A 12,703-nucleotide genomic window follows, 5' to 3' on the forward strand; every position below is an offset into this window, starting at 1 on the left:
ACACCTTAGTAACGGGTGATGTCTGCATTGGCTTCCAGCTGCTTGCGGTAAGCCGCAAAGTCCTGCTGGCCAGCACGGGACGCGAGGTAGCGGCGAATCTGCTGCTTCTCTTCGTCGGTGGCGGTAGCGCCGTCGTTCACACCCTTGAGCTGCAACACCACCAGGCTTCCGTCACGCAGCACCACACTGCCATACACAGGCTTGTCCTTGGCTTGCGGCTTGCCCAGACGGAACAGTGCCTGCAGTACGGCCGGGTCAATACCGTCCTCGCCACGGGTGACTGCTTCATAGGCTTTCCAGCCTTGGCCTTCGTGAACGCTGCCTGCTGCGATGGAACCGTCACGCAGGCCGGCAATCAGCTTGTCTGCCTTGGCCTTGAGTTCGGCAGTCGCCTTCTCTTTGGCCAGGTGCTCCCTGATGTTCTTGGCCACCGCGTCCAGCGGCAGTTGCTCCGGTTTGCGGTGTTCCTTGACGCGCAGCACCACGGTGGTCTCAGGGTCGAGCTCGATGGCGGTGCTGTTGGCACCCTCATCCAGCACTTCTTCAGAGAACGCCGCCTGCACCACCGCACGGTTGGCGGTAATGCCTTCACCGCCCTCACGGCCGAAGGCCGCGGAGGTGTGCACCTTGAGGTTCAGGTCCTGGGCCGGCTGGGCCAGGTCGGAAGCCTCGTAGGCAGCATCCTGCAGTTGCTTGCTGGCGTCGACATAACGCTGCTCGACCAGCGGCATCTTCAGATCGCGGGTCAGTTTGTCCTTCAGGCTGGCGAAGCTCGGTACTTCTGGCGCCTGGACGCCCAGCAGCTTGATCAGATGGTAGCCAAACTCGGTGCGCACCGGAGCAGATACCTGGCCATTCTGCAGCTGGTACAGCGCCTCTTCGAAGGCCGGGTCGTATACGCCCGGGCCGGCAAAGCCAAGGTCACCACCGGTGTTGGCGGAGCCTGGGTCCTGAGAGAACTCTTTGGCCAAAGCGGCAAAGTCCTCACCCTTGGCCAGACGCTGCTCGATCTCTTCGGCGCGGGCCTTGGCCTGGGCGTCGGTGACCTTGTCGTTGACCTCGATGAGGATGTGCGCGGCATGACGCTGCTCGGCCAGGTTGGCGATTTCCTTCTCGTACTGGGCCTTGAGCTCTTCGTCGGTCACTTTGACCTGATCGAAGAACGCCGACTTCTTCAGCTCGATGTAGTCGATCACGACCTGGTCAGGCGACATGAACTCCTTGGCGTGCTGGTCGTAGTGCGCCTTGACCTCTTCGTCGCTGACCTTGACTGCGGCCGGGTCGGCCTTGAACGTCAGGGAGGCGAAGTCGCGGGTCTGCTTCTCCAGGCGAGCAAAAGCATCGACCTGTTGATCGGTGACGAAGCTGCTGCCGGCCAGGCCGGTGCGCAGTTGGCCGATGAGCATTTCCTCGCCGAGCATCTCGCGGAACTGCATGCGACCGTAGCCCATCTGGCGGATCACCTGGTCGAAACGGTCAGCGCTGAACTTGCCGTCCACCTGGAACTCAGGGGTCTGCAAGATCACCTGATCCAGCGCGGCCTCGGAGAATGCGAACTTGGCATCCTCAGCACCTTGCAGCAGCAGCTTGCGGCTGATCAGCCCCTTGAGTGCCTCCTCTCGCAGCAACTTGTCATCCAGCAGCGCCGGGTCGAAATCCTTGCCCAACTGTTGCATCAGTTGACGGCGCTGCATGTCGGCCGCCTGGCTCAGCTCGTTCTGGCTGATGGTCTGGCCGTTCACCTTGGCGGCGTCCTGGCTATGAGTGGCGGCCTGGAAAATGGCTTCGAAACCGGTCAATGCCATCAACACGACGATAAGGCCGATGATGGTCTTGGCAATCCAACCTTGTGAATTGTCCCTGATATTTTGCAGCATGCGTCCCCCAGAAACGGCTGTACCACTGCGTCGACAACCGCGGAGCGTGGGTAGAATCCTGATAAAAGAAAGGCGCATCCGAGGATGCGCCTTTTCTTAGCAAACGTGTCAGGCGGGAACGTTTGCGCCCCGCCATCACCGTGCTCGGACCAGGCCAGGCCGGGTCCGGCTGAAAGACGACTTAGTTGACGGCGTCTTTCAGGCCTTTGCCTGCCTTGAAACCTGGAACCTTGGCGGCTTCGATCTTGATTGCCTTGCCGGTTTGCGGGTTGCGGCCGGTACGCTCGGCGCGCTCCTTGACCGAGAAGGTACCAAAGCCAACCAGTACCACATCGTCACCTTGCTTCAGGGCGCCGGTGACGGATTCGATGACTGCGTCCAGCGCACGGCCGGCTACAGCTTTCGGGATGTCTGCAGATGCGGCGATAGCGTCAATCAGTTCCGACTTGTTCACTCTAAGTCCCCTTATTTCTCTATTGAGTTTGTTTCTAAGTATGTAATGAAAAGCTTATGAAACGTGTGCTGGGAGGCATGGCGACAATAACGTGCCGCTTTATAGCAAGGCGCCGAAAATACTGTCAAGGAAAGCCCCCCAGCCAAAAACTACTAATGCGTGCTGATTCTTTCCTTAGCATCGCCGTCGCGCTTCTCGTCTTTCGCGACAATCTCCGGAGCCACATCTGGCAAGGGCTCCGGGGCGTATTGCAGCGCAATTTGCAGGACTTCGTCAATCCATTTGACCGGTTTGATCTGAAGATCCTGTTTGATATTTTCAGGAATCTCCTTGAGATCGCGAACATTCTCCTCGGGAATGATCACCGTCTTGATCCCGCCACGGTGTGCCGCCAGCAGTTTTTCCTTCAGCCCGCCAATGGCCAATACCTGGCCACGCAAGGTGATTTCGCCGGTCATGGCCACGTCGGCACGTACCGGAATCTGCGTCAGCGCCGACACCAGTGCGGTGCACATTCCGATACCGGCACTTGGGCCGTCCTTCGGCGTGGCGCCCTCAGGCATGTGAATGTGCACGTCATGCTTCTCGTGGAAGTCGGCGGCAATCCCCAGGCTGCGGGCGCGGCTGCGTACCACGGTCTGCGCGGCGGTAATCGACTCGACCATGACATCGCCCAGCGAGCCGGTCTTGATCAACTGGCCCTTGCCGGGGATGACCACGGCCTCGATGGTGAGCAACTCGCCACCCACCTGGGTCCAGGCCAGGCCGGTTACCTGGCCGATCTGATCCTGCTGCTCGGCCAGGCCATAGCGGAACTTGCGCACGCCCAGCAGGTGCTCCAGCTGCTCGCTGGCCACCTTGACCTTGACCTGCTTCTGCCCGGTATGTTCCTTGACCACCTTGCGGCAGACCTTGGCAATTTGCCGCTCCAGGCCCCGCACTCCGGCTTCACGGGTGTAGTAGCGGATGATGTCGCGAATCGCCGAGATGTCGACTTCCAGCTCTTCCTTCTTCAAGCCGTTGGCCTTGACCTGCTTGGGCACCAGGTACTTGACCGCGATGTTGATCTTTTCGTCCTCGGTGTAGCCAGGCAGGCGGATGACTTCCATCCGGTCCAGCAGCGCCGGCGGGATGTTCATCGAGTTCGAGGTGCACAGGAACATCACGTCCGAGAGGTCGTAGTCGACCTCCAGGTAGTGGTCGTTGAAGTTGTGGTTCTGTTCAGGGTCGAGCACTTCCAGCAGTGCCGAAGCGGGGTCACCGCGCATGTCGCTGCCCATCTTGTCGATCTCGTCGAGCAGGAACAACGGGTTGCGCACACCCACCTTGGTCATTTTCTGGATCAGGCGACCCGGCATGGAGCCGATGTAGGTACGGCGGTGGCCACGGATCTCGGCCTCGTCACGCACGCCACCCAGGGCCATGCGCACGAACTTGCGGTTGGTGGCGGCAGCGATCGACTCGGCCAGCGAGGTCTTGCCGACACCGGGTGGCCCGACCAGGCACAGCACCGGACCGCGGATCTTCTTGACGCGCTTCTGCACGGCAAGGTATTCGAGGATGCGTTCCTTGACCTCTTCCAGGCCATAGTGGTCGGCATCGAGGATTTCCTCGGCCTTGGTCAGGTCCAGACGCACCTTGCTCTGAGCCTTCCACGGCACCTGCACCAACCAGTCGAGGTACGAGCGCACCACGGTAGCTTCGGCCGACATCGGAGACATTTGCTTGAGCTTGTTCAGCTCCGCCTGAGCCTTGGTCAAGGCATCCTTAGGCAGACCTGCGGCTTCGATGCGCTTTTTCAGCTCTTCGACTTCATTGTGGCCTTCGTCACCATCGCCAAGTTCTTTCTGAATGGCCTTCATCTGCTCATTCAGGTAGTACTCGCGCTGGCTGCGCTCCATCTGCTTCTTGACCCGGCCGCGAATGCGCTTTTCGACCTGCAGGAGGTCGATTTCGGCATCCAGCAGTGCCAGCACGTGCTCGACACGGGTAGTCAAGTCGACGATTTCAAGAATTTCCTGCTTCTGCTCGATCTTCAGGGCCATGTGCGCGGCCATGGTGTCGACCAGGCGCCCTGGCTCGTCGATGCTGTTCAGCGAAGACAGCACTTCGGCAGGCACCTTCTTGCCCAGTTGAACGTATTGTTCGAACTGTGACAGCAGCGTGCGCACGAACACTTCCGACTCGCGCTCGGCAGTGTCGGTTTCGTCGATCAGGGAGACTTCGGCACGGATGTGCCCTTCAACTTCGGAGAAGCGCTCGACCGCACCCCGCTGTTCGCCTTCGACCAGCACCTTGACGGTGCCATCAGGCAGCTTCAGCAGTTGCAGCACGGTGGCAACGGTACCGACGCGGTACAGGGCGTCCTCACCCGGATCGTCGTCGGCTGGGTTCTTCTGGGCCAGCAGAAGGATCTGCTTTTCGCCCGTCATCGCCGCCTCGAGGGCTTCGATGGACTTTTCGCGCCCCACGAACAGCGGGATAACCATGTGCGGGTAAACAACGACATCGCGCAATGGCAAAAGAGGCAAGTCGAGGGTGGTCTTCATGATTTCGCCTCTACAGCGGCCTTATGGCCGGAAACCGGTGGAAATGATGCTTGGACCTAATGTGGGGGCACGCTTGAGAAATTACAAGCGCTTGCACAGGAAAAGCAGAAAGGGGCCCGTAGGCCCCCTTCTTGCTTGCAACCGAGAACCGGCCATTGCCTGAATCAGGCGTCTGGTGCGGCTTTGGCTTGCGGTTCGCTGTTTTCGTAAATCATCAGCGGCTGCGAGGTACCTTCAATGACGCTCTCGTCGATAACCACCTTGCTGACATCCTTTTTCGAAGGAATCTCATACATGGTATCGAGCAGCACGCCTTCGAGGATCGAACGCAGGCCACGAGCGCCAGTCTTGCGCTCCAGGGCCTTGCGTGCAACGGCCTTGAGCGCATCGCTGCGGAACTCGAGGTCGACGCTTTCCATCTCGAACAGCTTGGCATACTGCTTGGTCAGGGCATTCTTCGGCTCGGTGAGGATCTGCATCAACGCAGCCTCATCCAGCTCGTCGAGGGTAGCCAGTACCGGCAGGCGGCCGACGAATTCCGGAATCAGGCCAAACTTGACCAGATCGTCCGGCTCGACCTCACGCAGGGACTCACCAACCTTCTTGCCCTCTTCCTTGCTGCGCACTTCGGCACCAAAACCGATGCCGCCTTTGGTGGAGCGGTTCTGGATGACCTTTTCCAGGCCCGAGAACGCACCACCGCAGATGAACAGGATGTTGCGGGTATCAACCTGCAGGAATTCCTGTTGCGGGTGCTTGCGGCCGCCTTGCGGCGGGACCGAGGCCACGGTGCCTTCGATCAGCTTCAGCAGTGCCTGCTGCACGCCCTCGCCCGAGACATCACGGGTAATGGACGGGTTGTCCGACTTGCGCGAGATCTTGTCGATTTCGTCGATGTAGACAATGCCCATCTGGGCCTTTTCCACGTCGTAGTCGCACTTCTGCAACAGCTTCTGGATGATGTTTTCGACGTCCTCACCCACATAACCGGCTTCGGTCAGGGTGGTGGCGTCAGCAATGGTGAACGGTACGTTCAACAGGCGTGCCAGGGTTTCGGCGAGCAGGGTCTTACCCGAGCCGGTCGGCCCGATGAGCAGGATGTTGCTCTTGCCCAGTTCGACTTCGTCACCCTTCTTGTCACGCTGGTTCAGGCGCTTGTAGTGGTTGTACACCGCTACGGCCAGCACCTTCTTCGCGCGCTCCTGACCAATCACGTACTGGTCCAGGATGCCGCTGATTTCTTTCGGCGAAGGCAATTTGTGCGCGCTGCTCTCGGCCTGGGCTTCCTGCACCTCCTCACGGATGATGTCGTTGCACAGGTCGACGCACTCGTCGCAGATAAATACCGAGGGCCCGGCAATCAGTTTGCGCACTTCGTGCTGGCTTTTGCCGCAGAAGGAGCAATAAAGCAATTTGCCGCTGTCCTCGCCGTTACGGGTGTCAGTCATTCGATCGATCCAATCCGGTAGGCTTGCAACACAAGATGAAGGCAATTGCGGGCTTTTTCAAGTCCGCAGGTAGGCGCTTTCGACGCCCACCTGCTCTGCCCCCCGGTTCAGGAGGCCAGTTGCCGCTTGTCATAGACCGAGTCGATCAGGCCGTACTCGGCTGCGCGCGAGGCGCTCATGAAGTTGTCACGCTCGGTGTCACGCTTGATGGTTTCGAGATCCTGGCCGGTGTGATAGGCCAGCAACTCGTTCAGACGGGCCTTGATATTGAGGATTTCCTGGGCGTGGATCTCGATATCGGTGGCCTGACCCTGGAAGCCGCCCAGCGGCTGGTGGATCATCACGCGCGAGTTAGGCAGGCAATGACGCTTGCCCTTGGCACCTGCCGCCAGCAGGAAGGCGCCCATGCTGCAGGCCTGGCCGATGCAGATGGTCGAAACGTCCGGCTTGATGAACTGCATGGTGTCGTAGATCGACATGCCGGCGGTGACGGAACCGCCCGGCGAGTTGATGTACAGATGGATATCCTTGTCCGGGTTTTCCGCCTCAAGGAACAGCAGTTGCGCAACGACGAGGTTGGCCATGTAGTCCTCTACCGGGCCAACCAGGAAGATCACTCGCTCCTTCAACAGACGCGAGTAGATGTCGTAAGCGCGTTCGCCACGGGCGGACTGCTCGATAACCATCGGGACCAGGCCGCCTGCGGCCTGGATGTCAGAGCTCTGCTGAATATAAGAATTGCGGGACATGTCCTGCGCTCACTCCCAAATAGTCATGGCTTGAATACGCACAAGCCAGCTCGAAGGCTGGCTTGTGGAGGTTTCCTACGAGAGAAGACCGTTACTCAGCAGCGGCAGGCGCCTCGGCTGGTTTGACGGCTTCTTCGTACGAGACCGATTTGTCGGTCACAGTCGCTTTCTGCAGAACAGTATCTACAACTTGTTCTTCCAGCACAACCGAACGCACTTCGTTCAGTTGCTGGTCGTTCTTGTAGTACCAGGCGATGACCTGCTCAGGCTCTTGGTAAGCCGAAGCCATTTCTTCGATCATCTCGCGAACCTTGGCGTCGTCCGGCTTCAGCTCGAACTGCTTGACCACTTCGGCCACGATCAGGCCCAGCACGACGCGGCGCTTGGCTTGCTCTTCGAACAGTTCGACTGGCAGCTGCTCAGGCTTGATGTTGCCACCAAACTGCTGAACTGCCTGTACGCGCAGACGGTTGACTTCGTTTTCCAGCAGGGCCTTTGGCACTTCGATCGGGTTGGCGGCCAGCAGACCGTCCATGACCTGGTTCTTGACCTTGGTCTTGATCGCCTGACGCAGCTCACGCTCCATGTTCTTGCGAACTTCGGCGCGGAAGCCTTCCAGCGTCGATTCCTTGATGCCGAACTGGGCGAAGAACGCTTCGTTCAGTTCTGGCAGTACAGGTGCCGAAACGCTGTTGACGGTGATGGTGAACTCGGCGGCTTTGCCAGCCAGGTCCAGGTTCTGGTAGTCCTCTGGGAAGGTCACGTTGACAACGCGCTCTTCGCCAGCCTTGGCGCCTACCAGACCTTCTTCGAAGCCTGGGATCATGCGGCCGGAGCCCAGCACCAGCAGGGTGCCCTTGGCCGAACCACCGGCAAACGCTTCACCGTCGACCTTGCCGACGAAGTCGATGTTGACCTGGTCGTCGTTCTGCGCAGCGCGCTCGACGGCCTCGAAGCGGGTGTTCTGCTTGCGCAGCACTTCCAGCATGTTGTCCAGGTCACTGTCAGCCACTTCGGCGCTCAGGCGCTCGACCTTGATCGACTCGAGGCCCGCAACAGTGAACTCAGGGAACACTTCGAAGATGGCGACGAATTCCAGATCCTTGCCCTTTTCGAAGGACTTGGGCTCTACAGCCGGGGCGCCAGCCGGGTTCAGCTTCTGCTCGACGATGGCTTCGTAGAAGGAGGCCTGGACCAGGTCACCGAAAGCCTCTTGACGAGCGTCCGCCTCGAAACGCTGACGGATCACGGTCATCGGTACTTTACCAGGACGGAAGCCCGCAATCTTGGCGCGCTTGGCAGTCTGCTGCAGACGCTTGTTGACTTCGTTCTCGACGCGCTCGGCCGGAACGGCGATGGTCATGCGGCGCTCGAGAGCGGAAGTGTTTTCAACAGAAACTTGCATGGATATTCCTCGTTGCACAGACGTTAGCCGGCGTTAGCCCGACTCCAGAATCAAGGGCAAACATTCTAGTGAGTCACGCAGCAGAAGTCACCCCACACGGGACGACTGAAAACAACGCCGGTCGATTAACTTTCAAGGCCCGCACGGCACAGCGCCAGGCCTGCTTCCAACAGGGCTGCACGGCGCCGGAGGGCGGCCTGCAGCCGAAATACTTTGTCAAACAACTACCCGCAACGCATTCGCCTCCTTTATTGAGGATCAATGTCGTTGAACTGGCAGTATTCCTCCCATTCCAGCCCCAGCGCCTCGGCCACTTCACGGTGCGTTTCCAGGCGCATGACCTGCAACTGCTCCGGGGATTCAGCAATCAATTGCAGCGCCAGCTCCCAGGGCTCAATACCCTGCTCCTCGGCGGCATCCTCGAACGCCCACTCGATCTGCTGGGCCTGCTCACGCGCATCCAGCTCGCGGATCTCCTCGAGCAACTGCGGATTGGCTTCGGCAAAGCGCTGCAGCGCCAGGGCCTGACGGGCTTCTTTTGCAATCATCGTGATGTCCTTTGCCGGCCGAACAGGCCGGTGTTTCAACCGGCTGAAATCTAACAGCTTTTATTGGGGTGCCACCAGAGGATTACAAGGGGCAGGAGGTGTTTTGGCTGAGGCGCGGCTCATCACCGCTACGCAGACCCAAAACAAAAAGGCGCCCGATCTCACGATCAAGGCGCCTTTCAGGAATATGGGGTGGACGATGGGAATCGAACCCACGACAACTGGAATCACAATCCAGCGCTCTACCAACTGAGCTACGCCCACCATATTGCGGTCTTGCGGTACAACCTTACAGAAGCATGGTGCGGACGAAGAGACTCGAACTCTTACAGCTTGCGCCGCTGGAACCTAAATCCAGTGTGTCTACCAATTTCACCACGTCCGCGTAACGCTTAAAACAAAGGCGCCAGATGCTATCGAGGCGCCCTTGAAAAATATGGGGTGGACGATGGGAATCGAACCCACGACAACTGGAATCACAATCCAGCGCTCTACCAACTGAGCTACGCCCACCATATTGCATTACAACCTACTTGCTTGCCAAAGCTGCCTAATGGCGCACCCGGCAGGACTCGAACCTGCGACCATCCGCTTAGAAGGCGGATGCTCTATCCAGCTGAGCTACGGGCGCTTAAGCTTGAAGCCTAACCGAACGAGACGCTAACAAGGAACTGTTAAACCACTCATTCTGCCCGACTTAGCCAACCAGTGCTAGGCTGTGCCCGACAAGTGCGGCGAATCTTATAGTCGACCCCGAAAGTCGTCAACACCTTTTTCGAAAAAATTTAAATTATTTAAGGGGTTAGGGGATTTGCCCGACCACCCGCCTTTGCCCTTGGCCCATGTCGTGCGAGAATGCACGTTCTTTATTGTTCCTTCTCGATGGTTAATCACGCGTCTATGACTGCACACCTAATCGATGGCAAGGCTATCGCCGCCAGCCTGCGCCAGCAGATCGCTCAACGTGTCGTGGAGCGTCGCCAGCAAGGCCTGCGTACGCCGGGCCTGGCAGTGATCCTGGTCGGCACCGACCCCGCCTCCCAAGTCTATGTCTCGCACAAGCGCAAGGACTGCGAAGAGGTCGGCTTCATTTCGCAGGCTTTCGACCTGCCCAGCGAGACCACGCAACAAGCCCTGACCGAGCTGATCGACCGTCTCAATGACGACCCGGCCGTCGACGGCATCCTGTTGCAACTGCCGCTGCCGGCACACCTGGACGCCTCGTTGCTGCTCGAGCGCATTCGCCCGGACAAGGATGTGGACGGCTTCCATCCGTACAACATCGGCCGCCTGGCCCAGCGTATTCCACTGCTGCGCCCGTGCACACCGAAAGGCATCATGACCCTGCTGGAAAGCACCGGCCAGGACCTGTACGGCATGAACGCGGTGATCGTCGGCGCGTCCAACATCGTTGGCCGCCCGATGGCCATGGAACTGCTGCTGGCCGGCTGCACCGTGACCGTCTGCCATCGCTTCACCAAGGACCTGGCCGGCCATGTCGGGCGTGCCGACCTGGTGGTCGTGGCTGCCGGCAAGCCGGGCCTGGTCAAGGGTGAGTGGGTCAAGGAAGGTGCCATCGTCATCGACGTGGGCATCAACCGCCAGGAAGACGGCAAGCTGGTCGGCGACGTGGTCTACGAGACTGCCCTGCCCCGCGCCGGCTGGATCACACCGGTGCCGGGCGGCGTCGGGCCGATGACCCGGGCGTGCCTGCTGGAGAACACGCTGTACGCGGCAGAAGAGCTGCACAAGTAATATCGCGTGATGCGAAAACGGCACCTATTGCAGGTGCCGTTTTTTTTGCCCGTGACAAATGACCTCTTCGCGGACGAGCCTGCTCTTGCAAGCGGTTGTCCGGCCCCCAGGGGGCGGGGGAAGCCACCACGGTGTTCAGCCGATCACTTCCTGGCCGCCTCCCAAGACTTCAGCAGTTCGTTGTAGCTGACGGTCTCGCCCATGGGCTTTTCGTTGGCCAGCTTGGCTTTCGGCGCACCCGGCTGGTCGAACCAGTACTGGGCGTCCTTCTCCGGATTCAGCTTGGGCGCACACGTCGCCTGGGCATTGGAGCGTTGCAGGCGCTCCATCATGCGGTCCTGGTCGCGGGCCAGCCCATCCAGGGCTTCCTGCGGGGTCTTTTCGCCACTGGCGACTTCGGCGATATGGCTCCACCACAATTGCGCCAACCGCGGGTAGTCCGGCACGTTGGTGCCGGTCGGCGTCCACTGCACCCGCGCCGGGCTGCGATAGAACTCCACCAGCCCACCGAGCTTGGGCGCCAACTCGGTCATGGCCTGGGAGTTGATGTCCGACTCACGAATCGGCGTCAGGCCGACGATGGTCTTTTTCAGCGATACGGTCTTTGAGGTGACGAACTGGGCGTACAGCCACGCCGCCAAGCGTTGCTTCTCGGGGGTGGACTTGAAGAAGGTCCACGAGCCGGTGTCCTGGTAGCCGAGTTTCATACCCTCTTCCCAGTATGGCCCCTTCGGTGAAGGCGCCATGCGCCACTTCGGCGTGCCGTCGGCATTCACAACCGGCAAGCCGGGCTTCGTCATGTCGGCGGTGAACGCGGTGTACCAGAATATCTGCTGGGCAATGTTGCCTTGCGCCGGCACAGGGCCGGCTTCGGAGAAGGTCATGCCCTGCGCTTCCTTGGGCGCGTAGGCACGCATCCAGTCCACGTACTTCTGCGTGGCATAGACGGCGGCCGGCCCATTGGTATCGCCGCCGCGGGTCACGCTGGAACCCACCGGATGGCAGTCCTCCACGCGAATGCCCCATTCATCGACCGGCAAACCATTGGGCAGGCCCTTGTCGCCGCCGCCGGCCATCGAGAACCAGGCATCGGTGAAGCGCCAGCCCAGTGACGGGTCTTTCTTTCCGTAGTCCATGTGCCCGTAGACACGCTTGCCGTCGATCTCCTTGACGTCTTCGGTGAAGAACTTGGCAATGTCCTCGTACGCCGACCAGTTCACTGGCACCCCCAGTTCATAGCCGTACTTCTCTTTGAACCTGGCCTTCAACTCAGGCCGTTCGAACCAGTCGGCGCGGAACCAGTACAGGTTGGCGAACTGCTGGTCGGGCAGTTGGTAGACCTTGCCATCGGGCGCGGTGGTGAAGGAAATACCGATGAAGTCCTTCAGGTCGAGGGTCGGCGAGGTGTAGGCTTTGCCCTCGTTGGCCATCAGGTCGGTGATCGATTCCACTTTGCCGTAGCGAAAGTGCGTACCGATCAGGTCGGAGTCGTTGACCCAGCCGTCATAAATGTTCTTGTCCGACTGCATCTGCGTCTGCAGTTTTTCCACCACATCGCCTTCCTGCAGCAGGTCGTGGGTCAACTGGATGCCGGTGATCTCACTGAAAGCCTTGGCCAGCACCTTGGATTCGTATTCATGGGTGGTGATGGTTTCCGACACAACGTTGATCTTCATCCCGCGAAACGGCTCGGCTGCCTTGATGAACCACTGCAATTCGGCCAACTGCTGTTCGGGGGTAAGGGTCGAAGGCTTGAACTCGCTGCCGATCCATTTCTTTGCCGCCTCTTCGTACTGGTCGGCCCAGGCTGTGCCTTGCACGCTGGCCAGTACCAGCAACGCGGCCAGGGTCAAATGTCGCCTGTTGTGTTTGTTGTCGAACATTGTGATCTCCCGTTTCAGTTATCCCACAGGGCCGC

At 59.6% G+C, this 12,703-nt stretch carries 9 protein-coding genes and 4 tRNA genes; 1 reads left to right on the top strand and 12 read right to left on the bottom strand.

The window, feature by feature from the left end; all coding sequences use genetic code 11:
* Positions 1 to 5: 5 nt before the first annotated feature.
* The 11 genes from REH59_RS19000 to REH59_RS19050 form a co-directional block, all read right to left on the bottom strand.
* Positions 6 to 1,877, bottom strand: coding sequence for a SurA N-terminal domain-containing protein (locus REH59_RS19000; RefSeq protein WP_265536511.1), 1,872 nt, complete (start codon positions 1,875 to 1,877; stop codon positions 6 to 8).
* Positions 1,878 to 2,058: 181 nt separating this feature from the next.
* Complete coding sequence (gene hupB, locus REH59_RS19005; RefSeq protein WP_003250246.1) at positions 2,059 to 2,331, bottom strand: nucleoid-associated protein HU-beta; 273 nt, start codon at positions 2,329 to 2,331, stop codon at positions 2,059 to 2,061.
* Positions 2,332 to 2,483: 152 nt separating this feature from the next.
* Positions 2,484 to 4,880, bottom strand: a complete 2,397-nt coding sequence (gene lon / locus REH59_RS19010; protein WP_004576798.1) for an endopeptidase La — start codon at positions 4,878 to 4,880, stop codon at positions 2,484 to 2,486.
* A gap of 164 nt (positions 4,881 to 5,044) precedes the next feature.
* On the bottom strand, positions 5,045 to 6,328 hold the full coding sequence (gene clpX / locus REH59_RS19015; protein ID WP_003250242.1) for an ATP-dependent Clp protease ATP-binding subunit ClpX: 1,284 nt from the start codon (positions 6,326 to 6,328) through the stop codon (positions 5,045 to 5,047).
* Positions 6,329 to 6,435: 107 nt separating this feature from the next.
* Complete coding sequence (gene clpP, locus REH59_RS19020) at positions 6,436 to 7,077, bottom strand: ATP-dependent Clp endopeptidase proteolytic subunit ClpP (RefSeq protein ID WP_003259400.1); 642 nt, start codon at positions 7,075 to 7,077, stop codon at positions 6,436 to 6,438.
* A gap of 91 nt (positions 7,078 to 7,168) precedes the next feature.
* Entirely contained in the window at positions 7,169 to 8,482 is a 1,314-nt protein-coding gene (gene tig, locus REH59_RS19025; RefSeq protein ID WP_003250238.1) for a trigger factor, read from the bottom strand.
* Between the two features lie 248 nt (positions 8,483 to 8,730).
* Positions 8,731 to 9,030, bottom strand: a complete 300-nt coding sequence (locus tag REH59_RS19030; RefSeq protein WP_014861846.1) for a DUF6388 family protein — start codon at positions 9,028 to 9,030, stop codon at positions 8,731 to 8,733.
* A 188-nt stretch (positions 9,031 to 9,218) separates the two neighbouring features.
* Positions 9,219 to 9,294, bottom strand: a tRNA-His gene (locus REH59_RS19035).
* A gap of 36 nt (positions 9,295 to 9,330) precedes the next feature.
* Positions 9,331 to 9,415 (bottom strand) — tRNA-Leu (locus tag REH59_RS19040).
* Between the two features lie 52 nt (positions 9,416 to 9,467).
* Positions 9,468 to 9,543: transfer RNA gene (locus REH59_RS19045), tRNA-His, on the bottom strand.
* Between the two features lie 41 nt (positions 9,544 to 9,584).
* Positions 9,585 to 9,661 (bottom strand) — tRNA-Arg (locus tag REH59_RS19050).
* Between the two features lie 269 nt (positions 9,662 to 9,930).
* Between REH59_RS19050 and folD the strand changes: the two genes are divergently transcribed.
* A complete protein-coding gene (folD, locus tag REH59_RS19055) occupies positions 9,931 to 10,785 on the top strand; it encodes a bifunctional methylenetetrahydrofolate dehydrogenase/methenyltetrahydrofolate cyclohydrolase FolD (protein WP_003250234.1) in 855 nt (284 codons plus the stop codon).
* 143 nt (positions 10,786 to 10,928) lie between these two features.
* On the opposite strand, the gene REH59_RS19060 is transcribed toward folD, so the two are convergent.
* Positions 10,929 to 12,668, bottom strand: coding sequence for an ABC transporter substrate-binding protein (locus REH59_RS19060; RefSeq protein ID WP_003250232.1), 1,740 nt, complete (start codon positions 12,666 to 12,668; stop codon positions 10,929 to 10,931).
* Positions 12,669 to 12,703: the final 35 nt, after the last annotated feature.

Origin of the sequence: Pseudomonas sp. BO3-4, from assembly GCF_034044115.1 — a bacterium.
GTDB classification, from domain to species: Bacteria; Pseudomonadota; Gammaproteobacteria; order Pseudomonadales; family Pseudomonadaceae; genus Aquipseudomonas; species Aquipseudomonas alloputida.